General features: G+C 71.3%; 25 protein-coding genes and 1 riboswitch. Of the genes, 16 read left to right on the top strand and 9 right to left on the bottom strand.

Annotated features, from left to right (window positions below; all coding sequences use genetic code 11):
• Positions 1-34 precede the first annotated feature (34 nt).
• From H4N58_RS19435 to H4N58_RS19465, 7 genes are all read left to right on the top strand, one after another.
• A complete protein-coding gene (locus tag H4N58_RS19435; RefSeq protein WP_167000486.1) occupies positions 35-511 on the top strand; it encodes a MarR family winged helix-turn-helix transcriptional regulator in 477 nt (158 codons plus the stop codon).
• Positions 512-555: 44 nt separating this feature from the next.
• On the top strand, positions 556-1,452 hold the full coding sequence (locus H4N58_RS19440; protein WP_167000487.1) for an aldo/keto reductase family oxidoreductase: 897 nt from the start codon (positions 556-558) through the stop codon (positions 1,450-1,452).
• Positions 1,449-2,492, top strand: coding sequence for a class I mannose-6-phosphate isomerase (locus H4N58_RS19445; RefSeq protein WP_167000489.1), 1,044 nt, complete (start codon positions 1,449-1,451; stop codon positions 2,490-2,492). Before H4N58_RS19440 ends, H4N58_RS19445 begins: the two co-directional genes overlap by 4 nt.
• Entirely contained in the window at positions 2,492-3,211 is a 720-nt protein-coding gene (locus H4N58_RS19450) for a L,D-transpeptidase family protein (RefSeq protein ID WP_167000491.1), read from the top strand. The genes H4N58_RS19445 and H4N58_RS19450 overlap by 1 nt, the downstream gene beginning before the upstream one ends.
• A gap of 109 nt (positions 3,212-3,320) precedes the next feature.
• Complete coding sequence (locus H4N58_RS19455) at positions 3,321-3,464, top strand: GPGG-motif small membrane protein (RefSeq protein WP_167000493.1); 144 nt, start codon at positions 3,321-3,323, stop codon at positions 3,462-3,464.
• Positions 3,465-3,488: 24 nt separating this feature from the next.
• Positions 3,489-4,334, top strand: a complete 846-nt coding sequence (locus tag H4N58_RS19460; RefSeq protein ID WP_167000495.1) for a hypothetical protein — start codon at positions 3,489-3,491, stop codon at positions 4,332-4,334.
• On the top strand, positions 4,315-4,854 hold the full coding sequence (locus tag H4N58_RS19465; RefSeq protein WP_208322200.1) for a DUF1697 domain-containing protein: 540 nt from the start codon (positions 4,315-4,317) through the stop codon (positions 4,852-4,854). Before H4N58_RS19460 ends, H4N58_RS19465 begins: the two co-directional genes overlap by 20 nt.
• 3 nt (positions 4,855-4,857) lie before the next feature.
• On the opposite strand, the gene H4N58_RS19470 is transcribed toward H4N58_RS19465, so the two are convergent.
• Positions 4,858-5,553: a YafY family protein gene (locus tag H4N58_RS19470; RefSeq protein ID WP_167249756.1), complete on the bottom strand. Its 696-nt coding sequence runs from the start codon at positions 5,551-5,553 to the stop codon at positions 4,858-4,860.
• Between the two features lie 50 nt (positions 5,554-5,603).
• Here H4N58_RS19470 and H4N58_RS19475 point away from each other — a divergent pair, with 50 nt between their 5' ends.
• Positions 5,604-6,290 carry an alpha/beta fold hydrolase gene (locus tag H4N58_RS19475; protein WP_167249754.1) on the top strand — a complete coding sequence of 229 codons (687 nt, stop codon included), beginning with the start codon at positions 5,604-5,606 and terminating at the stop codon, positions 6,288-6,290.
• A gap of 3 nt (positions 6,291-6,293) precedes the next feature.
• Here the strand turns inward: H4N58_RS19475 and serA are convergent, their stop codons facing one another.
• Both serA and H4N58_RS19485 read right to left on the bottom strand, forming a co-directional pair.
• On the bottom strand, positions 6,294-7,538 hold the full coding sequence (serA, locus tag H4N58_RS19480; RefSeq protein ID WP_182397206.1) for a phosphoglycerate dehydrogenase: 1,245 nt from the start codon (positions 7,536-7,538) through the stop codon (positions 6,294-6,296).
• Between the two features lie 71 nt (positions 7,539-7,609).
• A riboswitch (ZMP/ZTP riboswitch) is annotated at positions 7,610-7,699 on the bottom strand.
• Between the two features lie 78 nt (positions 7,700-7,777).
• Positions 7,778-8,209 carry a PaaI family thioesterase gene (locus tag H4N58_RS19485; protein ID WP_167249752.1) on the bottom strand — a complete coding sequence of 144 codons (432 nt, stop codon included), beginning with the start codon at positions 8,207-8,209 and terminating at the stop codon, positions 7,778-7,780.
• Between the two features lie 61 nt (positions 8,210-8,270).
• Here H4N58_RS19485 and H4N58_RS19490 point away from each other — a divergent pair, with 61 nt between their 5' ends.
• The 3 genes from H4N58_RS19490 to H4N58_RS19500 all read left to right on the top strand — a co-directional run bounded on the left by H4N58_RS19490 (position 8,271) and on the right by H4N58_RS19500 (position 11,103).
• Positions 8,271-8,561, top strand: a complete 291-nt coding sequence (locus H4N58_RS19490; protein ID WP_167000501.1) for a metal-sensitive transcriptional regulator — start codon at positions 8,271-8,273, stop codon at positions 8,559-8,561.
• A 107-nt stretch (positions 8,562-8,668) separates the two neighbouring features.
• Positions 8,669-8,884, top strand: a complete 216-nt coding sequence (locus H4N58_RS19495; protein WP_167000502.1) for a heavy-metal-associated domain-containing protein — start codon at positions 8,669-8,671, stop codon at positions 8,882-8,884.
• Positions 8,881-11,103, top strand: coding sequence for a heavy metal translocating P-type ATPase (locus tag H4N58_RS19500; RefSeq protein WP_347877909.1), 2,223 nt, complete (start codon positions 8,881-8,883; stop codon positions 11,101-11,103). The genes H4N58_RS19495 and H4N58_RS19500 overlap by 4 nt, the downstream gene beginning before the upstream one ends.
• Before the next feature lie 73 nt (positions 11,104-11,176).
• Here the strand turns inward: H4N58_RS19500 and H4N58_RS19505 are convergent, their stop codons facing one another.
• A complete protein-coding gene (locus tag H4N58_RS19505; protein WP_167000504.1) occupies positions 11,177-12,142 on the bottom strand; it encodes a GlxA family transcriptional regulator in 966 nt (321 codons plus the stop codon).
• Between the two features lie 86 nt (positions 12,143-12,228).
• On the opposite strand from H4N58_RS19505, the gene H4N58_RS20775 reads away from it, so the two are divergent.
• Both H4N58_RS20775 and H4N58_RS19510 read left to right on the top strand, forming a co-directional pair.
• Positions 12,229-12,360: a hypothetical protein gene (locus tag H4N58_RS20775; RefSeq protein ID WP_255490670.1), complete on the top strand. Its 132-nt coding sequence runs from the start codon at positions 12,229-12,231 to the stop codon at positions 12,358-12,360.
• 22 nt (positions 12,361-12,382) lie between these two features.
• Complete coding sequence (locus H4N58_RS19510) at positions 12,383-13,222, top strand: SDR family oxidoreductase (RefSeq protein ID WP_167249750.1); 840 nt, start codon at positions 12,383-12,385, stop codon at positions 13,220-13,222.
• Here the strand turns inward: H4N58_RS19510 and H4N58_RS19515 are convergent.
• Together H4N58_RS19515 and H4N58_RS19520 are read right to left on the bottom strand one after the other, a co-directional pair.
• The gene (locus tag H4N58_RS19515) at positions 13,206-14,300 is read right to left on the bottom strand and encodes a dipeptidase (RefSeq protein WP_243842816.1); all 1,095 of its coding nucleotides are present in this window, start codon (positions 14,298-14,300) and stop codon (positions 13,206-13,208) included. The genes H4N58_RS19510 and H4N58_RS19515 overlap by 17 nt on opposite strands.
• A gap of 80 nt (positions 14,301-14,380) precedes the next feature.
• A complete protein-coding gene (locus H4N58_RS19520) occupies positions 14,381-14,944 on the bottom strand; it encodes a type 1 glutamine amidotransferase domain-containing protein (protein WP_167249748.1) in 564 nt (187 codons plus the stop codon).
• A 98-nt stretch (positions 14,945-15,042) separates the two neighbouring features.
• Between H4N58_RS19520 and H4N58_RS19525 the strand changes: the two genes are divergently transcribed.
• Positions 15,043-17,025 carry an ABC transporter ATP-binding protein gene (locus H4N58_RS19525; RefSeq protein WP_167249746.1) on the top strand — a complete coding sequence of 661 codons (1,983 nt, stop codon included), beginning with the start codon at positions 15,043-15,045 and terminating at the stop codon, positions 17,023-17,025.
• 9 nt (positions 17,026-17,034) lie between these two features.
• On the opposite strand, the gene H4N58_RS19530 is transcribed toward H4N58_RS19525, so the two are convergent.
• Both H4N58_RS19530 and H4N58_RS19535 read right to left on the bottom strand, forming a co-directional pair.
• Positions 17,035-17,412, bottom strand: coding sequence for a VOC family protein (locus H4N58_RS19530; RefSeq protein ID WP_167000512.1), 378 nt, complete (start codon positions 17,410-17,412; stop codon positions 17,035-17,037).
• A 65-nt stretch (positions 17,413-17,477) separates the two neighbouring features.
• Positions 17,478-18,923 (bottom strand): FAD-dependent oxidoreductase, encoded by a 1,446-nt coding sequence (locus H4N58_RS19535; protein WP_167000514.1) that lies wholly within the window; start codon positions 18,921-18,923, stop codon positions 17,478-17,480.
• 118 nt (positions 18,924-19,041) lie between these two features.
• Here H4N58_RS19535 and H4N58_RS19540 point away from each other — a divergent pair, with 118 nt between their 5' ends.
• A complete protein-coding gene (locus H4N58_RS19540) occupies positions 19,042-20,646 on the top strand; it encodes an NAD(P)/FAD-dependent oxidoreductase (protein ID WP_167000516.1) in 1,605 nt (534 codons plus the stop codon).
• Positions 20,646-21,083 carry an SRPBCC family protein gene (locus tag H4N58_RS19545; protein WP_167249744.1) on the top strand — a complete coding sequence of 146 codons (438 nt, stop codon included), beginning with the start codon at positions 20,646-20,648 and terminating at the stop codon, positions 21,081-21,083. Before H4N58_RS19540 ends, H4N58_RS19545 begins: the two co-directional genes overlap by 1 nt.
• 118 nt (positions 21,084-21,201) lie before the next feature.
• On the opposite strand, the gene H4N58_RS19550 is transcribed toward H4N58_RS19545, so the two are convergent.
• Entirely contained in the window at positions 21,202-22,488 is a 1,287-nt protein-coding gene (locus H4N58_RS19550; protein WP_208322857.1) for an RNA polymerase sigma factor, read from the bottom strand.
• Positions 22,489-22,504 lie beyond the last annotated feature (16 nt).

Here is a 22,504-nt window from a genome sequence, read left to right on the forward strand (position 1 = left end):
ATCTCAAGTGCGCTTGAGGTTCTACGTTGACGGCATGACGACGAGCACGCAAGACGACCTGCGGGACTACCCCGCCGACGTGATCGCGAAGCAGCCGATCGGCGCCTGGACCGGTGACGCGTACCGCCGCGTCGTCGGCGGGCTTCGCGACGCCCTCGCGACCGAGGACCTGACGCAGCCGCACTGGTGGACGCTCAACCACGCCGCCGGCGACCCCGGCCGCTGGACGCGCCCCACCCTGACCGAGCGGCTCACGCCGTACGAGGACCTCGGGATCGACTTCGACGAGGTGTACGACGACCTGGTCGCGCGCGGATGGCTCCGCGAGGACGGCGGCGCCATGACGCTGACCGACGCCGGCGTGGCCGGACTCGAACGCGCCCGCGAGCGCAACGCGCGGGTCCATGAACAGACGCTCGACGGCATCTCGGAGGAGGACTACGTGACGATGATCAACGTGCTGCGCCGCGTCGTCACGAACCTCGGCGGGGACGGCAACATCCCTGAGTGACGTGGCGCTGCGCGCAGCGGGCCCCAAGCGGTGAAGATGGGGGCATGAGACTCGCGTACGGCTGCATGGGGCTCGCCGACCTCGAGCGTGCCGACGCGGCGGTGACGACGGCGTACGAGATCGGCATCCGGCTGTTCGACCACGCCGACATCTACGGCGGCGGCACGTCCGAGTCGGTGTTCGGGGAGGTGCTCGCCCGCCACCCCGGGCTGCGCGACGAGATCGAGATCCAGACGAAGTGCGGGATCGTGCTCGGCGGCGCGGAGGGCGGCAACGCGTACGACCTCTCGCGCGAGCACCTCCTGCGCTCCGTCGACGACAGCCTCGCGCGCCTCGGCACCGACCATGTCGACCGCCTCCTCCTCCATCGACCGGACCCGCTCGCCCGTCCTGCCGAGATCGCGGACGCCTTCGACACGCTCGTCGCCGAAGGCAAGGTCGCGGCGTTCGGCGTCTCCAACATGGACGCGACCCAGATCGGACACCTGCGCACGGCCGTACGACAGCCGCTCGACGTGAACCAGCTCGAGCTCGGGCTGCACCACCGCGACCTGATCGAGGCCGGCGTCCTCGTGAACCACCCGGACGCGACGTCGTACACGCCGGTCGCCGGGACGCTCGAGCGCTGCATCGACCTCGGCATCACGGTCCAGGCGTACGGCGCACTCGCCCAGGGCCGCTACACCGGACGTCCGCGCGGCCCGGAGGACGAGGCGACGGCGGTGCTGGTGCGCCGGTACGCCGACGCGCTCGGCACCACTCCGGAGGCCGTCGTCCTCGGCTGGCTCCTCAAGCACCCGGCCGACATCGTCGCGGTGATCGGCACGACCGACCCCGGCCGCATCCGCGCGTGCGCCGACGCGGAGCAGGTCGCCGACGCGATGACCCGCCGCCAGTGGTGGTCCCTGTGGACCGCCGCGCGTGATAAGCCGGTGCCGTGACCGCGACCCCCCAGCTCCTCCAGCCGAACCTCGTGCACCACTTCTATGCAGGCGGCGCACGCATCGCCGCCCTCCGCGGGCTCCCGCCGGTCGAGCGTTGCCCTGAGGAGTGGGTCGGCGCGACCGTGTCGCGTGCGGACTCCCCGACGGTCGGACTCGCCCGTACGGCTGCCGGTGCGCTCTTCAGCGACCTCGTCGAAGCCGATCCCGTCGGCTGGGTCGGCACCGACTCCGTACGGGGCGGCGACACCGGCATCCTCCTCAAGCTCCTCGACGCCGGCCAGCGGCTCCCCGTCCACGTCCACCCCGACCGCGCGTTCGCGGCCCAGCACCTCGACTGCCCGTACGGCAAGACCGAGGCGTGGCTCGTGCTCGAGACCGCCGACGACGCGGTGGTCTACCTCGGCTGGAGCGGCGACGTCGATCCTGACGAGCTCGCCGCGCGCCGCGACGCGCAGGACGGAGACTGGCTGCTGAGCCACCTCAACCGCATCCCCGTACGACCCGGCGACGGCTTCGTGGTCCCGGCGGGCACCCCGCACGCGATCGGCGCCGGCGTGTTCGTCGCCGAGGTGCAGGAGCCGACCGACTTCTCGATCCTGCTGGAGTGGTCGATCACGACCTCGACGCGCGACGAGTCGCACCTCGGGCTCGGCTTCGACCTCGCGATGGACGCGGTGTCGACGACCGCGCTCGGGGCAGACGACCTGGCGCGACTCACCGTCCGTCACGACCTCACCGCCCGTACGGGAGCTCCCGTCCCGCTGCTGCCGGAGGCGGGCGACCCGTACTTCCGGCTCCACCTTCTCGCCCCACCCCCGGGCGAGTCTTCTCAGATCGCTGCCGGCTTCGCTGCGCTGGTCGTGCTCTCGGGGACCGGGGTGATCGAGGGCGCCGGCTCCCTCCCGGTCGGCGGCGGCCAGTCGCTCGTCGTCCCCGCCGCCTTCGGCCCGTGGCGCCTCGTCGGCGACGCCCGGGTGCTGGTGGCCCGTCCTGGAGAGGGGTGGCGCGGCTCGCCCGACGGGCGCATCGTGGGGTGATGACCCCCCGCGCCGTCACGCTCGTCGCCGTCACCGCCCTCTTTGCGGCGGTCCCGGCCACGACCGCCGCGGCGAGCACCGCCCGTGCCGCGGACACCGTGCGCCTCGACGGCGTCACCGTCCACCTTCGCGCGGGCACGACGCAGGTCGTGACCGTCAACCGCACGCGCTCGTACCGCGCACGCGTCACGTACTGGGTCCGCCGTGACAGCCAGTGGGTCGCCAAGCGCCGGTCGACCAACGGTCGGATCGGGTACGGCGGGCTGGTCGCCGCGTCGAAGCGCAAGCAGTCGACCGGGACGACGCCCCTCGGGACCTTCACGATGACGGAGGCGTTCGGTCTCCGGGCGAAGCCGACCGGTAGCCGGCTGCCGTACCGGAAGGTGCGTCGCGGTGACTACTGGGTGCAGGACAACCGCTCGGCGTACTACAACACGCTGCGCAACAAGGCGTCCGGCGGCTTCCGCTGGTGGCTGCCGGCGTCGCACCGCAACGCCTCGGAGCGACTGCGCGACTACCGCAAGCAGTACGTGTGGTCGGTCGTCGTCGATTTCAACCGCCCGCCCCGCGCGGTCCGCTATCGCGGCTCGGGCATCTTCTTGCACGCGAACGGCAAGGGCGCGACCGCCGGATGTGTGTCCGCTCCCTCCCGCTTCATCCGATACGTCCTGAAACGTCTACGGCCCGACAGGCAACCAGTCATCGCAATAGGTCGCTAAACGGCGTTTGAACCCGCTGACGCAGGGCACCTGTACTACGGTCACAAACGTGTGACGACTGTGTGTTGCACATGAGCCGGGCCCCCCGCCCGGAGAACGGAGTGAAGCAATGACGTTCTTGCTCTGGATCCTTGCCGTCATCCTCGTGGTGTCGGGAATTGTCGCCCTTGTTCGCAAGCAGATGCTCTGGGGCATCGTCCTCATCGTCGTCGGCCTTCTTGTCGGCCCGGGCGGCGTGAGCGTGTTCGGCTAACCAAAGAACCCGTAGGCTGGCGGCATGGAGCTCGTGATCCTCGTCGTCATCGCCGCGATTGCCCTGTACCTGGTCAGCGACCGTCGCAAGACGAAGGCACGCGAGCAGTCTGAGCTCGCTGACCAGGTGCAGGCGGTTCGCAAGACCGCGTTCGAGGACGTCACCGCCCTCGGCGAGGAGCTCCAGAAGCTCGACGCAGACCTGGTCGGTGCCCCCCTCGACGAGGGCGCGCAGGCCGACTACCAACGGGCGCTCGACGCGTACGAGTCCGCGAAGTCCGCGGTCGACGCCCTCCAGAAGCCCGAGGACGTCCGGCACGTTACCGAGATCCTCGAAGACGGGCGCTACGCCATCGCGTGCGTCGAGGCCCGTGTGACCAACAGCCCGCTTCCTGCGAAGCGGGCGATGTGCTTCTTCGACCCGCGGCACGGCCTGTCCGTGGAGGACGTCCAGTTCTCCCCCGACGGCGGCACCGTTCGCGAGGTCCCTGCCTGCGCCCTCGACGCCGAGCGCGTCAAGGCCGGCGCTGAGCCCGACACCCGCAAGGTGATGGTCGGCCCGCAGCGCCTCCCCTACTGGCAGGCCGGCCCGGCCTACGCGCCGTACGCCGCCGGCTACTTCTCGGCCTTCGCGTTCATGCCCGCACTGTTCATGGGCACCATGCTCGGCGGCATGTTCGCCTCGGACGCGGGCCTCGACGCGGCCGAGTACGGCGACGGCAGCGAGAGCGGCGGCGACGGCGGCGGAGATGCCGGTGGCGACGGCGGTGGAGACGCGGGTGGAGATGCTGGCGGAGACGGCGGCGGGTTCGACTTCGGCGGCGGCGGTGACGGCGGAGGGTTCGACTTCGGTGGCGGCTTCGACTTCTGAGAAGGTCGCCTACCTCCTCAGAGCCGTGAACGTCGGCGGCAACAAGGTCCCGATGGCCGAGCTCCGTACGCTCGCGTCCGACCTCGGCGCCGAAGACGTCGCGACGTACGTGAACAGCGGCAACCTCGTCTGCGTCCCGCCCGGGGACGCAGACGACTTCGGCACCGCGCTGGCGAAGGGGATCGCCGACCAGATGGGCGTCACGACCGATGCGGTCGCGCGGACAGGGGCTGAACTTCGGGCTGCACAGGAGGCGTACCCGTTCGAGATCCACGACCCGAAGTTCTGCCACGTCTGGTTCTTCACCATCGCACCCTCACGCAAGGCCGCCGAGGCGGTCGAGGCGTACGACTTCGGCGACGACCGCCTGCGCGTGCTCGGGCGCGAGCTGCACCTCTGGTACGCCGACGGCGCGGGGCGCAGCGCGGTCACCGCGCCGCGCCTCCTCAAGCTCGCCGGGGTCCCCGGGACCGGGCGCAACCTCCGCACGGTCGAGAAGCTCGCCGCGATGGCGCAGTGACCCTCACAGGTCCGCGACGGGTGCGGCGGTGGGCGGCGGCGTACCGATGCTCTCGACCGGGACGTCGACCGCGACCTGCGCGGTGACCCTCGCGCGCTCGACCCGGTCGAGCCTGAACCAGCGCAGGTCGTCGCGACGTCGGCAGCGTGCGACCAGGTACCACGAGCCCCGAGTGAACGCGAGGATCTGCGGATCGACCCGACGGTCGGTCACGGTGTCGTCGGCGTCGCGATAGCGCAGCGACAGGACGCGACGCTCATGCAGCGCCTGCTCGATGGCGCGCCGTGAGCGCGGGTCGCCGGCGGTGTCAGCGCGGTCGATCCACACCCGCTCGGTGAGCGCGGTCGCGCCGAGCCGCGCCTTCGGCTCCATCACGCTGAGCACCTTGGCGAGGGCCGTACGGGCCTGCCCGTCGAACGGCTGGCCCCGGTGCGCAGCGATCGCGGCGGCCAGACCCGACACCTCGGCGGCGGTGACGTTCATCGGCGGAAGGGTGGCTGCCGGGTCGACCACGTAGCCACCGTGGCGGCCCAGGCGTGCCCAGATCGGGAAGCCCGCATGTTGGAGGGCCGCGACGTCGCGCTTGATCGTACGAGGGCTCACCTCGTACGTCGCCGCGAGCTGCTCGGCCGTGCGTCCCCGCGTCCCGGCACGGCGCAGCTCCTCGCGGATCCCGTACAGCCGATCGGTGCGGTTCACCCGAGAAATGGTGACATAAGGATGACAAGACTGCCCGTGAGGATGGATCCATGACCTCCTCGGACGAACCCGTGCTCCTGCTCAGCGGCGCCGGCCTGCCCTCCTGGATCTGGGAGGGGACGCGCGAGCTGCTCGCCCCCCGCCCGACGGCGGTCGCACCGCGCCCGTCCCCTGACGGAGCCGCGCTGGCGGACTACGTCGAGGCCGCACTGGGCGCCGCCCCGTGGGAGCGGTTCGCGGTCGTGGCGCACTCGGCGGGCGCGGTGGTGGGGGCGGAGCTGGCACGCCGTGCGCCGGAGCGGGTCCGCGCACTGCTCGCCGTCTGCGCCGTCGTCCCGCGACCGGGTGGGTCGTTCGTGTCGTCGATGCCCTTCCCGCAGCGCCACGTGCTGAGTCTGGCGATGCGGTTCGCGGGGACGCGACCGCCGGACAGCGCCATCCGCCGAGGCCTGACCACCGGGCTCGACGACGGTACGGCGGAGCGCATCGTCGACGCGTTCGTCCCGGAAGCGGTCGGCCTCTACCGGGGGCAGGTCGGCGACGGCGAGCTGAGACTGCCCCGCGGATACGTGACGACGCTCGAGGACCGCGAGATCGCCCCGGCCCTCCAGCGCCGGTTCGCCGCGAACCTCGGCTCCCCGTGGCAGGCGAGTCTCGACACCGGCCACCTCCCGATGCTCGAGGACACCGCCTCGTTCACCCGCGCCGTCACCCGGTTCCTCGACGCGCGCGGGTGAGAGTCAGCTCAGCTGGCGGAGCCGGATCGTCTCCGGCAAGGTGCCGAGCGCGTTGAGCGTCTCGGGCTCGAGCTGCTTGTCGATGTCGGTCAGCACGTAGCCGATCTCGCCGCGGGTCCCGAGCGTCTGCCCCTCGATGTTGACGCCGTGGTCGCCGAGGATCACGTTGATCGCCGACAGCACCCCCGGGACGTTGTGGTGGAGGTGCGCGAGCCGGTGGTGGTCGCGGTACGACGGCAGCTGCTGGTGCGGCATGTTCGGCGAGAGGTCGGTCGACCCCTCGGCGAGGTAGGTGTGGAGCTTGCCGGCCACGAAACGGCCGATGTCCTGCTGCGCCTCCATCGTCGAGCCGCCGACATGGGGGGTGAGGATGACGTTCGGAAGGCCGCGCAGGTCGGACTCGAACGGGTCGCCCTGCTTCTTGGGCTCGACCGGGAACACGTCGACCGCGGCACCCGCGATGTGGCCGGACTCGAGGTGGGCGCGTAGCGCCTTGGTGTCCACGAGGATGCCGCGCGAGAGGTTGAGGAACAGCGAGCGCGGGCGCATGCGCGCGAACTCCTCGGCACCGAACAGCCCGGCGTTGCCGGGACGGCCGTCAACGTGCAGCGTCACGACGTCGACGGTCTCGAGCAGCTCGTCGAGGGTCGCGCAGCGCCTGGCGTTGCCGAGGGCGAGCTTGTCGGCGACGTCGAAGTAGTACACCTGCATGCCGAGCGCCTCGGCGATCACCGAGAGCTGGCTGCCGATGTTGCCGTAGCCGACGATGCCGAGCTTGCGGCCGCGGATCTCGTGGCTGCCCTGGGCGGACTTGTTCCAGACGCCCGCGTGCATGTCGTTGGTCTTCTCGTTGAGGCGACGCGCCAGCGAGATGATCTCGCCGATCGCGAGCTCGACGACCGAGCGGGTGTTGGAGTATGGCGCGTTGAAGACCGTGACCCCACGCTGCGCAGCGGCCTTGAGATCGATCTGGTTGGTGCCGATGCAGAAGGCACCGATCGCGAGCAGGTCGGGAGCGTGGGCGAGGACGCGCTCGGTGACGTACGTGGTCGAGCGGATGCCGAGCAGGTGGACTCCCTGCACGGCCTCGATCAGCTCGTCCTCGCCGAGGGCGCCCTTGCGGGTCTCGACCTGGTAGCCCTGGGCGCGCAAGAACTCGGCGCCGTCCTCGTGGATGTTCTCGAGGAGCAGGACGCGGATGTCGCCGTCGTTGAGCCGGGGCGTGGTCACGGGAAGGTCAGCGGTCATCGTGTAGAGCGTCTGTGTCGTCACGGGCAACGTCCTCCTGGTCAGGTCGTCCCACCGGCTGGTGGCGGTCGACCCAGGGCCCAGGCGAACGGTCCCGCGGTCTTCGTTGGTCGTGTCGCTCCCCGGTGGTATCCACCTGAACGCCAGTCGCGACCCGTTCAGTGTAGGCGGTCGCGCGAACTCCCGACGTACGTCTCGACATTCGCGCCGTCATTGCAACGCAGAGGTCGAGACGTTCGTCAGGCTCCGCCGAGGTGCGCGAGGAACTCCGCTGGCGGCGAGCCGTCGAGGTTCGCGAGGCGGACCTGGCCGCGCGAGACAAGCTTGCCCTCGGCGTTCGTGGTCGAGATCTCCCACAGCTGCGAGGTGCGGCCGCGGTGGATCGGGGTCGCGACGGTACGCAGGGCGTCGCCGGCATGCGCCTGACGCAGGAAGTCGGTGTTGTTGTTCACGCCGACGACGATTCCCTTGTCGCGCAGCCACGCCTGGCCCGCCGTGCTCGCGGCGCTCTCGTGGACCGCGCAGTAGACGCCGCCGTGCACGATCCCGAACGGCTGGAGGTGCTCCGGACCGACGGTCCAGGTGACCACGACGCGATCGCCGGACACCTCGTCGTACGAGAAGCCGAGGACACCGCCGAGGCCGGGCTCAGACGTGGTTGCATCAGTCATCCGACGATTGTGCTCCCCGACCCTCTTGAACTTGATACCCCCTAGGGGTATAGTCGACGGCATGGACACCCACGCACCCGGTTACAGCGCCGACAAGGACGCCGTCCTCAAGCGGCTCCGGCGCATCGAGGGCCAGGTCCGCGGCCTGCAACGCATGGTCGAGGAGGACACCTACTGCATCGACGTCCTGACCCAGGTCTCCGCCGCCACCAAGGCGCTGGAGTCGGTGGCCCTGAGCCTGCTCGACCAGCACCTCGCCCACTGCGTCCACGACGCGATCGCCTCGGGTGATGGCGCCGAGGCCAAGATCGCCGAGGCATCGGCCGCCATCGCCCGCCTCGTCCGCTCCTAGCTCCCGACGCCGCCCAGCACCCGACGGTCGAGCCCGACACCCGCCGGTCGAGCCCTGTCGAGACCATACCCTTACCCCGTATCAGTACCCCACGAAGGGAACACGTCATGAAGAAGACCTACTCCGTCACCGGGATGACCTGCGGACACTGCGCGGGCGCCGTCACCGAGGAGATCGGCGCGCTCGACGGAGTCGAGGCCGTCGAGGTCGAGCTCGTCGCCGGCGGCACCTCGACCGTCCACGTGACCAGCACCGCCCCGTTGGACGACGCCGCCGTCGCGGCCGCGGTCGACGAGGCAGGGAACTACCAGGTCGTCTCGTGAGCGGGGGCGCGACCGACCTCGTCCCGTACGAGCTCGAGATCGGCGGCATGACCTGCGCGTCCTGCGCTGCACGCGTCGAGAAGAAGCTCAACAAGCTCGACGGGGTCGAGGCGTCGGTCAATTTCGCGACGGAGCGGGCGTACGTCTCCGCTCCCGCGTTCGTCGACGTCGCCGACCTGATCGCGACGGTCGAGAAGACGGGCTACACCGCCGAGCCCGTCCGCGCGGTGGCCACGGCCGAGACTGACGGCGGAACCGACAAGCCCGTCGACGATCCCGAGCTCACCTCGCTGCGCCAGCGCCTGATCATCTCCGCGCTGCTGTCCGCGCCGGTGCTCGTGCTCTCGATGATCCCCGCCTGGCAGTTCGACAACTGGCAGTGGCTCACCCTCACGCTCGCGTCACCTGTCGCGGTCTGGGGCGCGTGGCCGTTCCACCGTGCCGCGTGGATCAACGCCCGGCACGGCGCCGCGACGATGGACACCCTCATCTCGCTCGGCGTCACCGCCGCCTACGCATGGTCGGTTTACGCGCTGTTCTGGGGCGACGCCGGGATGACCGGCATGCGCATGGAGATCAGCTGGTTCGCCGAGGGCTCGGGCCCCGACGAGATCTATCTCGAGGTCGCGAGCGTCGTCACCGTGTTCCTCCTGCTCGGCCGCTATCTCGAGCACCGCGCCAAGCGCGACTCCGGTGCCGCGCTGCGCGCGCTGCTGTCGCTCGGGGCCAAGGAGGTCACGGTGCTGCGCGACGGCCGCGAGGTCGCCGTGCCGATCGGCGACCTGGCGATCGGCGACACGTTCGTCGTCCGTCCCGGCGAGAAGGTCGCCACCGACGGCGAGGTCGTCTCGGGGTCCGCGACGATCGATGCCTCGATGCTCACCGGAGAGAGCGTGCCGGTGGAGACCGGACCGGGCGACCGCGTCGTCGGCGGCACGGTCGCCGACGGAGGTCGCCTCCTCGTCCGTGCCACCGCGGTCGGCGAGGGCACACAGCTCGCGCAGATGGCCCGGCTCGTCGAGAACGCACAGAGCGGCAAGGCGCCGGTCCAGCGGCTCGCCGACCGCATCTCGGCGGTCTTCGTCCCGATCGTCATCGTGCTCGCCCTCGGCACGTGGGCCGGGTGGCTCCTCGTGGGCGGGACGGTCAACGAGGCGTTCACCGCGGCGGTCGCCGTGCTGATCATCGCCTGCCCCTGCGCGCTCGGTCTCGCGACGCCGACGGCGCTGCTCGCCGGTACGGGGCGGGGCGCGCAGCGCGGCATCCTCGTGAAGGGTCCCGAGATCCTCGAGTCGACGCGCAAGGTCGACACGATCGTGCTCGACAAGACCGGCACCGTGACCGAGGGCGCGATGCATGTCGTCGCCACCGCGGCCGCACCAGGTCACGACGGAGCCGAGGTCCTGCGGCTGGCCGGTGCGGTCGAGGCCGCGTCGGAGCACCCGCTCGCCCGCGCGGTCACCGCCGCGGCGCGCGAAGCCGGCGACCTCCCGGAGGTGCACGAGTTCGTCACCACCACCGGGCTCGGTGTCGGAGGCGTGGTCGAGGATCGCAAGGTGCTCGTCGGGCGGCTGCCGTGGCTGATCGAGCAGGGCGCGCTCGTCCCTGACGACCTGCCCGAGGTCGACCCCGCGACCACTCCCGTCCACGTGGCCATCGACGGGACCGTACGCGGCGTGGTCGCGGTCGCGGACCGGGTCAAGCCCACGTCGGCACAGGCCGTCACGGAGCTTCGCGCACTCGGCCTCGACCCGGTGCTGCTCACCGGCGACCGCCGCTCGGTCGCCGACGCGGTGGCCGCCGAGGTGGGGATCACCGAGGTGGTCGCGGAGGTGATGCCCGAGGACAAGGTGCGGGTCGTCGCCGACCTGCAGGCCCAGGGCCGTACGGTCGCGATGGTCGGCGACGGCATCAACGACGCCCCTGCCCTCGCGACCGCCGACCTCGGCATCGCGATGGGTACGGGCACCGACGTGGCGATCGAGGCGTCGGACCTCACCCTCGTACGGGGTGACCTGCGGCTGGCCCCTCAGGCGATCGAGCTGTCGCGCGCGACGCTGCGCACGATCAAGCAGAACCTCGGATGGGCGTTCGGCTACAACGTCGCGGCGATCCCGCTCGCGGCGGCCGGGCTGCTCAACCCGTTGATCGCGGGTGCGGCGATGGCGGCGAGCTCGGTGCTGGTCGTCACGAACTCGCTGCGCCTGCGCCGCCTCTGACCGCACACCCCGGACGTCATACGGATCGTGGGTTCCGACCCTCCCTCCGTATGACGTCCGGGTGTCGCGGTGCTCAGACGGTCGCGAAGGTCCGGCGGTACTCCCCTGGCGTGACGCCGACGAGGCGCCGGAAGTGGTGCCGCAGGAGCGTCGCCGACGAGAACCCGCACCGGTGCGCGACATGGTCGACGTCGAGGTCAGTCGACTCCAGGAGCGTCCGTGCGGCGAAGATCCGCTGCTGGACGAGCCACTGCACGGGGGTCGTCCCGGTCTCGGCGGAGAAGCGCCGTGCGAAAGTCCGGGTCGACAAGCCGGCCAGCTCGGCCAGCCGGGCGACAGGCTGCTGCTCGTCGAGGTGCTCGACCATCCAGTCGAGGACCTCGGCGAACACGTCGTCGCTGCACGTCGGCACCGGCCGCTCGATGAACTGCCGCTGACCCCCGTCGCGCTGCGGCGGGACGACCATACGGCGGGCGATGGCGTTGGCGGCGTCGCTGCCGATCTCGCGGCGTACGAGGTGCAGCGCGGCGTCGATGCCGGCGGCGGTGCCCGCGCTCGTGACGACATCACCGTCGTCGACGAAGAGGACGTCCTCGTCGACCTTCGCCACGGGGTACATCTCGCGCAGGTGCGCCGCGTGCCGCCAGTGGGTCGTGCACGGCCGGCCGTCGAGCAGCCCGGCGGCCGCGAGGATGAAGGCCCCGCTGCACATGCTGAGCATGATCGCGCCGTCGGAGTGAGCGGCGCGCAGGGCGTCGAGGATCACCGGGTCCATGTCGGTGAGCTCTTCGCCCGTCCGTCGCCACGACGGGACGACGACGACGAGGTCGGCACCGCGCAGGCCCTCGAGCCCGTGCTCGGGGACGACCGCCGAGCCCACCGAGAGCCGCAGCGGAACGCCCGCCTCCGGACCGCAGATGCGGAAGTCGAACGGGGGCACGCCGTCCTCGGTCCGGTCGATCCCGAACACCTCGCACGCGACGCCGAGCTCGAAGGTCGCGACGTCGTCGAGGACCAGGGCTGCCACTGTCCGAATCATCCCCTCACCGTACGTGGCAGGATCTTCATGGTCAATGACCTTTCCGCCACTGGTGGCAGGATCTCGCTCGTCGCAAACTGAGTGCCATGAGGTTCTTCAAGAAGCACCACAGCACCCACACCCCGCGATTCCCGGCCTACCGGACGGGCAACGGCAACCGTGACCGCCAGCGCATCGGTGCCGAGCTCGACGCGATGCGCGTGCACAGCGGGCGCTGATCGGCCGTGACACGATCGCTGCATGACGACGCTGCGGGCGATCACCGGCGCGAGCGGCCATGTCGGAGGGATGACGGCACGCCACCTCGCCGATGCGGGGCTGCCGATCCGGCTCGTCGTCCGTGATCCGAGCCGGGCACCGTCCCTGCTCGGAGCGGACGTCGCGGTCGCGTCGTACGACGACGGGGACGCATGCCTCACCGCCTTCGAAGGCGTGGACACGCTGTTCCTCGTGTCCGCCACGGAGTCGGCCGACCGTGTCCAGCAGCACCAGACCGCGATCGATGCCGCCGTCGCTGCGGGCGTCCGTCAGGTCGTCTATCTGTCGTTCGCCGGCGCCGGGGCCGACGCGACGTTCCTGCTGGCCCGCGACCACGGCGCCACCGAGGAATATCTCAAGGCGACCCCGTTGGAGTGGACCTTCTTGCGCGACAACCTCTACACGGAGGCGCTGCGGGCGTTCGCGACGGACGGGGCCATCCGCGGGCCTGGCGGCCAAGGGCGGGTCGCGTCCGTGAGCCAGGTCGACGTCGCCGCTGCGGCCGCACACGTCCTCGCCGACCCGACCGGCCACGTCGGGCGGGCGTACACGCTGACCGGACCGGAGGCGCTCACGCTCGGCGAGGTCGCCGCGCTGCTCTCCGAGGCCACCGGCGTGCCGGTCACGTACGTGGACGAGACCATCGAAGAGGCGTTCGCGTCGCGGGCACACTACGGGGCGCCGCGGTGGATGGTCGAGGCCTGGATCAGCACCTACACCGCGATCCGCGACGGCGAGCTCGCTCACGTGACGAGCGACCTTCCCGACCTGCTCGGACGACCGGCATTGTCGGTCGCGGAGGTCTTCAGCGGCCGTCGCTGACCGCATCCAGACTGACCGCGTCCAAGACGCGCAGCGCGTTGCCTCCCGCCACCGCCGCGATCTCGTCGGCGCTCCAGCCGCGGGCGGCGAGCGCCTCGAGGATCCGCGGATAGCCCGACACGTCCTCGATCCCGGCAGGGAACACGGCGAAGCCGTCGTAGTCGCCGCCCAGCCCGACGTGCTCGACCCCCATCACGTCGCGTGCGTGCTCGAGGTGCGCGACCACCGCATCCACGCCGACGACCGGCTCGGGCCCGGTCTCGCCGTCGTGGCGCCACGCGGCCCACTCCTCGCTCAGGAAGCTCGGCACGAACGCCACCATCAGCACGCCTCCGTTGTCGCGCAGCCGGACGAGGACCTCGTCGGGGACGTTGCGCGGGTGCTCGGTCACGGCTCGGCAGCCCGAGTGGCTGAAGACCACCGGCGCCGTGGTCACGTCGAGTGCGTCGTGCATCGTCGCCGGCGCCACGTGCGAGAGGTCGACGAGCATGCCAAGACGGTTCATCTCACGGACCACGTCACGCCCGACGTCAGTGAGCCCGCCGTGCACCGGCTCGTCGGTGGCGGAGTCCGCCCACGGGGTGTTGTCGTTGTGGGTGAGCGTCATGTAGGCGACGCCGAGCCGCGCGAAGGTCCGCAGCACGGCGAGCGACCCGTCGATGCTGTGCCCACCCTCGGCTCCGAGCAACGACGCGATCTTTCCTGCCGCCCAGGCGGCGCGGACGTCGTCCCCCGTACGGGCGAGCGCGAAGTCCTCCGGATAGTCCTCAACCAGGCGGTGCACGAAGTCGATCTGCTCCAGCGTCGCCTCCACCGCGTCCGCGCCGTCGAGGTCGGTCGGCACGTACACGGACCAGAACTGCGCCCCGACGCCTCCCCGACGCAGCCGCGGCACATCGGTCTGGAAGCGCCCGTGCGGGTCGCGCGTCCCGAGGCCGTCGGTCGCGTACGAGGCCGCGGTGCGCGACTCCCAGGCGAGGTCGTTGTGCCCGTCGAAGACCAGGGCACGCCCCAGCGCCTCGCGTACGGTCAGGTCGGTCGTGTCGGCGAGGGCCGCCGCAGGAAGGGGAGACGTCACCGTCCCACCTTCTCGTACGCGGGGGGCGCCACGCGCGGGCCTCGTGCGTGAGCGTGTCGCGCACAAGGCCCGCGCGCAGGTCAGGTGCCGGCGAGGACGCGACCGACTTCGCCGAGGAACGGGTCGAGATCCTTCGGTGTGCGCGAGGTCACCAGGACGGGACTGCCGGAGTCGTCCCTGACCACCGCCTGGTCGACCCAGGACCCACCGGCGTTGCGGATGTCCGTGGCCAGCGAGGCGTACGACGTCAGGCGCCGACCGTCGACCACGCCCGCCTCGACCAGCGCCCACGGGCCGTGACAGATCGCGGCGATCGGCCTGCCGCTGCCAGCGAACGCCTTGACGATCGTGACGGCGTCACCGTCGAGGCGCAGCGAGTCGGCGTTGAGTGTGCCGCCAGGAACGAGCAGGAGGTCGTACGCCGAGGCGTCGACGTCGGCCAGCGTCGTCGTCGGACTCACCGTCTTGCCGGGGTTCTTGTCGCCCACCAGCGTCTCGATCGGTTCGTCGGAGACGGCGGCGACGTCCACGTGTGCACCCCTCGCGCGCAGGTGCTCCACCGGGACGACGAGCTCGTCCTGCTCGACTCCGTAGTTGGTCGCGATCGCCAGGACGCGGCGACCGTTGAGATCCGGGTCGGTCATCGTGCTCCCTTCCGCTCCGGGTGGCTTCGGGCATTCGGTACCCGATCGTGGCGACTTCACACCCGGTCACGTGCCGCACGCGGACCTAGGCTCGTCCCATGAGGTCGGAGATCGAGGAGGCCGCGCGGGCCGAACGTCGCGCCGAGGCACGGGCGGATGCGTCGCGGGTACTGCCACGGATTGCGCAGCTGCTGGCTCCGTACAAGGGCAAGATGCTCCTGGTCGCCCTCGCGGTCGTGACCGGCGCAATCCTCAGCTCGCTGGCGCCGTTCCTCACCAAGGCGGTCTTCGACGACGCCCTCTTCCCGGTGGACGGAGGCAGCGCTGACCTGGGGCTGCTCGGCTGGCTCGTCGCGGGGCTGTGCCTCATCCCGATCGTCACCGCACTGATCGGGATTGGGCAGAACTACCTCACGTCCACGATTGGCAACTCGGCGATGGCCGACCTGCGCAGCCGGCTGTTCGCGCACCTGCAGACGATGGAGCTCGGCTTCTTCACCGCGACCAAGACCGGCGCGATCCAGTCACGCCTGGCCAACGATGTCAGCGGCGTCCGTACGGTGCTCACCGACACCGCGACCACGATCCTGCAGAACGTCGTGACCGTGAGCTCGGCGCTGGTCGCGATGGTGATCTTGTCGTGGCAGCTGACGCTCATCACACTGATCCTGATGCCGCTGTTCGTGGTGATCCAGGTCCGGGTGGGGCGACGGCGGCAGCGACTGGCCCGCAAGACGCAGGAGTCGCTCTCGGAGATGACGGCCATCACCGAGGAGGCGCTGTCGGTCTCCGGCATCCTGCTGGCGAAGGTGTTCAACCGCGCCGAGAGCGAGACCCTGCGCTATCGCGAGGAGAACCAGCGCCAGACGCACCTGCAGGTGACGGCGGCGATGACTGGCCGCACGTTCTTCGCGATGGTGCAGACGTTCTTCGCGATCACCCCGGCGATCATCTACCTGGTCGCCGGCTTCATGCTCACCGGACGCATGGACTTCTCCGGCGGCGGACTCACCGCCGGCACGCTCGTCGCCTTCACGACGCTGCAGTCACGCCTGCAGATGCCGCTGATCCAGCTCATGCGGGTCACGCTCGACGTCCAGACATCGCTCGCACTGTTCCGCCGGATCTTCGAGTACCTCGACCTCGAGCCCGCGATCATCGAGCGTCCGGACGCGCGACCGCTGCCCGACACCGGGCAGGGCGGGCGGGTCGAGTTCCGCGCGGTGTCGTTCCGCTATCCGCCGCCGCGACTGCTCGGCGTCCCGCCTCGTGGCACCGACGAGCACGACCCGGTCACCGAGGAGCGCTGGACGCTGCGGGAGGTCTCGCTCGCGGTCGAACCGGGCCAGCTCGCCGCGATCGTCGGACCGTCGGGGTCGGGCAAGACGACGATGACGTACCTCGTGCCGCGCTTCTACGACGTCACCGAGGGCGCGGTGCTCATCGACGGCGTGGACGTCCGGGACGCGACCGAGCACTCGCTGGCAACGACCGTCGGGATGGTGACGCAGGAGCCGTACCTCTTCCACGGCACGATCTTCGCCAACATCGCGTACGCCAAGGAGGGTGCGACACCTGCGGAGGTCGAGCAGGCTGCCCGCGACGCCAACATCCACGACCGGATCATGAGCTTCGCCGAGGGGTACGAGACGATCACCGGCGAGCGCGGCTACCGCCTGTCGGGAGGCGAGAAGCAGCGGATCGCGATCGCGCGCGTGTTCTTGATGAACCCGCGCGTGCTCATCCTCGACGAGGCGACGTCGGCGCTGGACACGGAGACGGAGCGGCTGGTGCAGGACGCGCTGGAGCGCGCGACCGTCGGGCGTACGACGATCGCCATCGCGCACCGGCTCTCGACGATCCAGAACGCCGACGTGATCTTCGGCCTCGAGGACGGCCGGCTGGTCGAGCGGGGCACGCACGCCGAGCTGCTCGCGGAGGGCGGGCTGTACTCGCGGCTGTACGTCGAGCAGTTCGGCGGCGGCGAGGTGGAAGGGCGCTTCCGCGACGGCGTGCTGTTCCGGGACGGGACGTGCGTCCGCGACCGCGAAGGCCACGTCCGCGCCGACGTCCCCCTCTAGGCTCGCGAGCTATTCCTGGATGACGGACAGCACGTTGCCGGCGGGGTCGGTGAACCACGCGATGAGCGGCCCGCCCCCGCGGAACACTCCCTTCTCGTCGGTCGCCATCGGCGTCCCCTCGTACTTCTCGAACACGACTCCGCGCGCGCTCAGTCCGTCCACGGCGGCCTCGACGTCGGGCACCGGGAAGTTGAGGATCGTGTACGAGGCCGGCTCGTGCTGGTCGCCCTTCGGATAGACGAGCGTGTCGCGACCTCCGGCGAGGTGGAGCCGCAGCATCCCGTCCTCCTCGTCGACGTCCAGACCGAGCACATCGGCATAGAAGTCACGGGCCTTCGGAATGTCGTCGACGGAAAAGCCCTGGAAGGCGGGTGATTCGGCGAGCATGACGTTCTCCTGTCCCGGGCCCATGGACGGGCCCTCGTACGGTGGACCGCTCGGGCCGCGCGAACTCAGCGGCGCCGCAGCGGTCGCGTGGCCGGCCCCTCGATCACCGATCCGTCGTCGGCGAACCGAGACCCGTGCAGCGGGCAGTCCCAGGTGCGCTCGGCGTCGTTCCACTCCACGACCCCGCCGAGGTGCGTGCAGACCGCGCTCAGCCGCGTGCCGTCTCCGGAGTCCGCGCACGGCGGAAGCCCCCGTACGGACGGCGGGTCCTCGTCGCGCGACAGTGCTGCCGACACCCAGCCCTTGCCCAGCTCGGCCCCGACCTCCGCATTGACCACCGCCGCCGTCGTCGCGTCCCGGAGGGCGGGTCGCCGCCAGGCCCGTACGGAGTCGCGCCAGCCTGGCGCCTCACCGAGGAGGTCCCCGGCGAGCGCGAGGCCTGCGGCAGCGCCCATCGCCATCCCCCACTTGTCGAACCCGGTCGCGACGTGGACGTGCGGGTCGACCGGCAGCAGACGTCCGACGTACGGCAGCCCGCCCGTCGGGGAGTAGTCCTGCGCCGACCAGGTCGCCAGCGGTGTCCCCACCCCGAACGTCTCTCGTGCCCACGCGACCAGCTCGTCGAGCTTCGCGGCCTCCGAACGCGCACGCCCGGTCGTGTGCCCGTTGCCGCCGACCAGGAGCACGGATCCGTCCGGTGTCGACGTCCGCAACGACCGCGTCGGGGCGTCGATCGACAGGTGCATGGCGTCGACCGCCGGGCCCTCGGTGCGGAACGCGGCGGCGTACGACCGCTTCGGCGACAGCCTTGCGAAGAATCCCCCACGGTCGAGGATCGGTGTGCCGGTGGCGAGCACGACGTCCTGGGCCTCAATCGTCGCGTGCGCGGTTCGGACTCGGCGGCGGGGTCCCCTCTCCACGCCGAGCACGCGAGTGCCCTCGAAGATCCGCGCACCGGCGTCGACGGCATCGGCAGCGACGCGGGCGGTCAGTGCAACGGCGTCGACCTGTCCTTGCCCCACCAACCGGATCGCCCCGCGCACCTCGTACGGCAAGCCAGGCTCGCCGTCCCACACCACAGGCAGGTCGGCCTCTACGCATGCCTCCTGCTCCTGGCGCAGCCGACGCTCACCAGCGGCCGTGGTGGCGTAGGTGACCGCGTCACGCTCGTCGTACGACAGACCGCTGGTCTGGCAGTACGCGCGGATCCAGTCCTGCCCGGCACGGTTCGCGCCGACGTACCCGCGCAGGCTCTCGGCGTGGTGCTGCTGGATCGTCGAGAGCCGCGTCCCCTGCAGCAGGCTGACCTTGCCGGTCGTCCCGCCCGTCGTTCCAGCCGCCACCGTTCGCGCTTCGACGACGACTACCGACGTGCCCGCACGGGCCAGCGCCAGCGCTGTGGTCACCCCCACCAGGCCCGCGCCCACCACGACGACGTCGCAAGCGAGGTCGTCGGTGAGCGGCTCGTACGTCGGGCGGTCAGGGTTCTGGTCGTACCACCAGGAATGCATCGGGATCCTTCCGTCGGACCTCCGGTACCCAACCGCGTCGAGGGCAGTCGATGTTTTGGGTCGCCCGCCGGCGGGTACCGCCTCAACGCCGCCATCCACGAGTGCACGAGGAGTCGACGTGGGCACGAACGCGTACGACGTGGTGGTCGTCGGTGCAGGTCCGAACGGTCTGGTCGCGGCCAACCTGCTTGCTGACGCCGGGCTCGATGTGGTCGTCCTCGAGGCGCAGTCCGATCTGGGCGGCGCGGTCCGCAGCGCGCGGGACGTGCACCCCGACTACGTGCACGACACCTTCAGCTCTTTCTATCCGCTGGCCGCGGCGTCGCGGGCGATGCGGGGCCTCGACCTCGAGCGCTACGGGCTCGAGTGGAGCCACGCTCCTGCTGTACTCGGGCACCCGCTCCCGGACGGAGCCTGGGTGATGCTTCACCGCGACGTCGACGCGACGGCTCGGTCCCTCGAGGCGCTCGGAACGGGCGATGGCGACCTCTGGCACGAGTGGGTCGGCGACTGGGCGCACGTCGGCGATGCCGTGGTCGACGCGCTCACGTCGCCGTTCCCGCCCGTGCGCGCAGGAGTACGGACCCTGTGGGCGCTGCGCTCGGTCGGCGGCCTCGACTACGTGCGGCGCCTGCTGGAGCCGGCGACCGCGCTCGGGCGCGACGGCTTCCGAGGGCCAGGGGCGGCGCTGCTGATCGCCGGCAACGCCGGACACGCCGACATCCCCACCGACGCCGCCGGGTCCGGCCTGATGGGTCTGCTGATGACGATGCTCGGTCAGACGGTCGGGTTCCCCGTTCCCCGCGGTGGCGCCGGGCAGCTCACCGCCGCACTCGCCTCGCGATTCGTGTCCCTGGGCGGCGAGGTCCGGACCTCGACACGCGTGGAGCGCGTGCAGCTGCAGGACGGCCAGGCGGTCGGCGTGCGTCTCGACGACGGCCAGACCGTACGGGCGGACCGCGCAGTCGTCGCCGACGTCGTGGCGTCCTCGTTGTACGGCAAGCTGATCTCGGTCGACGACCTCCCGGCGCGGCTGCGGCGGCGGATGCGCCACTTCACACTCGACCCGGGCACGGTCAAGGTCGACTGGGCGCTCGACGGGCCGGTGCCGTGGTCGTCGCCACCACCGACCGCCCCGGGCACCGTCCATCTCGCCGACTCCGTCACCGCGATGGCCGAGACCCACGCCCAGATCGCGGGGTCCACGATCCCGGCCGAGCCGTTCCTCGTCGTGGGGCAGATGTCAACTGCCGACCCGACGCGCTCGGCCGCAGGAACGGAGGCGCTGTGGGCGTACACGCACGTGCCGCAGGAGGTCCGCCACGACGCCGGAGGCGAGGGCCTCACGGGGCGGTGGGATCACGACGAGGTCGAGCGGTTCGCCGATCGCGTGCAGCGGCGGTTGGAGGCGTACGCGCCTGACCTCGCGAGCCGCGTGGTGGCGCGTCGGGTGCTCGGCCCGCGCGAGCTGGAGTCCCGTGACGCGAACCTCGTCGGCGGCGCGATCAACGGCGGCACGTCGGCGATCCACCAGCAGCTCGTGTTCCGACCGGTCCCCGGCAACGGCCGCGCATCGACCCCGGTCCCGGGGCTCTTCCTAGCCTCCGCGTCCGCCCATCCCGGTGGCGGTGTCCACGGCGCGCCCGGCGCGAACGCGGCCCGCGCCGTCCTCGCCGAGCCGACGCTGCTGCGCCGGCTGCGAGCCTCGAGAAGGAGCCCATGATGACCCTCGTCACCCGTGAGATCCACGCCCCTGCGGACCAGGTGTTCGCCGTCCTCGCCGACGGCTGGACGTACGCGTCCTGGGTCGTCGGAGCCTCACGCATCCGCGACGTCGACGAGGGCTTCCCCTCGCCCGGGACGAAGATCTACCACTCGGTCGGCACGTGGCCGATACTCATCGACGACACCACCTCCGTCCTCGCGTGCGAGCCTGGGAAGCGACTCGAGCTGCAGGTACGCGCGTGGCCCATGGGCGAGGGATACGTCGGTCTCACCCTCCGCGAACGCGACGGGACGACGACGGTGGAGATGGAGGAGCACACCGTCAGCGGGCCCGCGAAGCTCCTGCCCGGCCCGGTCGAGGCGCTCAGCCTGCGCGCACGCAACCGCGAGGCGCTGCGTCGGCTGGCCTACTTGGCCGAGGGCCGCAGCCGCTAGCGCGGCGTCCGTGCTCGCCGCGTTGGTCGCCCTCGTGACCCAGCGCCGCGAGTCCGCATGGGGGAACGCGACCCCGGAGCCGGTCGTACAGGAGGTCTGAGCACCGCACGCGAAAGGCTCAGCCGGACAGGGCAGTGGCCTTCGCGGCGTACACCTCGCGCTCCCGCAGGTTGCCCGACAGCGCAGCCGCCTGCTCGTACGCCTCCCGCGCCTCCGTGGTGCGACCGAGGCGGGCGAGCAGGTCGGCGCGGACCGCGGGGAGCTGCGGGTACGAGGCCATCGCGGGCGTTCCGGCGATCGCGTCGACGACGGCGAGCCCCCGCTCGGGACCTTCGGCAAAACCGACGGCGACCGCGCGGTTGAGCTCGACGACCGGCGACGGCCAGGCGTGCCGCAGAAGGACGTAAAGGGCGGCGATGCGCCTCCAGTCGGTGTCGTCCGCGTGTGCCGCACGCGCGTGGCAGGCGGCGATCTCGGCCTGGATCGCGTATGGGCCGAGCGCGGGCCCGTCCGGTCCGGGGGCGCTCGCGAGCTCCTCCGCGCGGGCGAGCGCCTCGAGCCCTCGACGGAGGAGCGTGCGATCCCAGCGCCGCCGGTCCTGGTCGAGGAGGAGGACGGGATGTCCATCGGGAGTGGTCCGGGCCGGGAGGCGTGAGGCCTGGAGCTCAAGGAGGGCGACGAACCCGTGACCCTCGGGATCATCCGGTACGAGTGTCGTGAGCAACCGGGCGAGGCGCAGCGCCTCGTGGCACAGCGCCGGGCGCATCCAGTCGTCGCCTGCCTGCGCGGCGTACCCCTCGTTGAAGATGAGGAAGACGACCTCCCTCACCGAGCGCAGCCGTGCTGCCCGCTCGGCCGCATCGGGCATCGCGAAGACGACGCCGCGGTCGGTCAGCGCCTTCTTCGCCCGCGAGATGCGTTGGCCCGCGGTCTTCTCCGGGATCAGGAAACCGCGCGCAATCTCGCTCGTGCTCAGCCCGCCGACGCACCGCAGGGTCAGCGCGACGCGGGACTCCACCGACAGCGCCGGATGGCACGCGGTGAAGATCAGCCGCAGGAGGTCGTCGCCGATGTCGTCGTCGAGCGCGTCCTCGACCTCGTCGCCGGGGTGCGTCGCGATCTCGGTGTCGCGTCCGACCTGCTCGAGCTTGCGCTGGTAGGTGGCGCGACGCCGCGCGCCGTCGATCGCGCGGTTCTTGGCGGTGGTCATCAGCCACCCTGTGGGGTTCGGCGGGATGCCCGCCGTCGGCCACTGCTCGAGCGCGACGACGAGGGCATCCTGCGCGAGCTCCTCGGCGAGCCCGACGTCACCGGTCACGCGTGCGAGTCCGGCGACGAGCCGGCCGGCCTCGATCCGCCACACCGCCTCGACCGCAGCGCGCGCCGCCCCCTCGCCGGATGTCACACCGCCGATCCAAGCA

The sequence above is a fragment of the Mumia sp. ZJ1417 genome (assembly GCF_014127285.1).
Lineage (GTDB): Bacteria > Actinomycetota > Actinomycetes > Propionibacteriales > Nocardioidaceae > Mumia.

Excerpts from the sequence above, each read along its gene's own strand:
- H4N58_RS19435 (WP_167000486.1), top strand. The coding sequence starts at position 35 with ATGACGACGAGCACGCAAGACGACCTGCGGGACTACCCCGCCGACGTG.
- H4N58_RS19440 (WP_167000487.1), top strand. The coding sequence starts at position 556 with ATGAGACTCGCGTACGGCTGCATGGGGCTCGCCGACCTCGAGCGTGCC.
- H4N58_RS19450 (WP_167000491.1), top strand. The coding sequence starts at position 2,492 with ATGACCCCCCGCGCCGTCACGCTCGTCGCCGTCACCGCCCTCTTTGCG.
- H4N58_RS19455 (WP_167000493.1), top strand. The coding sequence starts at position 3,321 with ATGACGTTCTTGCTCTGGATCCTTGCCGTCATCCTCGTGGTGTCGGGA.
- H4N58_RS19460 (WP_167000495.1), top strand. The coding sequence starts at position 3,489 with ATGGAGCTCGTGATCCTCGTCGTCATCGCCGCGATTGCCCTGTACCTG.
- H4N58_RS19475 (WP_167249754.1), top strand. The coding sequence starts at position 5,604 with ATGACCTCCTCGGACGAACCCGTGCTCCTGCTCAGCGGCGCCGGCCTG.
- serA (WP_182397206.1), bottom strand. The coding sequence starts at position 7,538 with ATGACCGCTGACCTTCCCGTGACCACGCCCCGGCTCAACGACGGCGAC.
- H4N58_RS19485 (WP_167249752.1), bottom strand. The coding sequence starts at position 8,209 with ATGACTGATGCAACCACGTCTGAGCCCGGCCTCGGCGGTGTCCTCGGC.
- H4N58_RS19490 (WP_167000501.1), top strand. The coding sequence starts at position 8,271 with ATGGACACCCACGCACCCGGTTACAGCGCCGACAAGGACGCCGTCCTC.
- H4N58_RS19495 (WP_167000502.1), top strand. The coding sequence starts at position 8,669 with ATGAAGAAGACCTACTCCGTCACCGGGATGACCTGCGGACACTGCGCG.
- H4N58_RS19505 (WP_167000504.1), bottom strand. The coding sequence starts at position 12,142 with ATGATTCGGACAGTGGCAGCCCTGGTCCTCGACGACGTCGCGACCTTC.
- H4N58_RS20775 (WP_255490670.1), top strand. The coding sequence starts at position 12,229 with ATGAGGTTCTTCAAGAAGCACCACAGCACCCACACCCCGCGATTCCCG.
- H4N58_RS19510 (WP_167249750.1), top strand. The coding sequence starts at position 12,383 with ATGACGACGCTGCGGGCGATCACCGGCGCGAGCGGCCATGTCGGAGGG.
- H4N58_RS19520 (WP_167249748.1), bottom strand. The coding sequence starts at position 14,944 with ATGACCGACCCGGATCTCAACGGTCGCCGCGTCCTGGCGATCGCGACC.
- H4N58_RS19525 (WP_167249746.1), top strand. The coding sequence starts at position 15,043 with ATGAGGTCGGAGATCGAGGAGGCCGCGCGGGCCGAACGTCGCGCCGAG.
- H4N58_RS19530 (WP_167000512.1), bottom strand. The coding sequence starts at position 17,412 with ATGCTCGCCGAATCACCCGCCTTCCAGGGCTTTTCCGTCGACGACATT.
- H4N58_RS19535 (WP_167000514.1), bottom strand. The coding sequence starts at position 18,923 with ATGCATTCCTGGTGGTACGACCAGAACCCTGACCGCCCGACGTACGAG.
- H4N58_RS19545 (WP_167249744.1), top strand. The coding sequence starts at position 20,646 with ATGACCCTCGTCACCCGTGAGATCCACGCCCCTGCGGACCAGGTGTTC.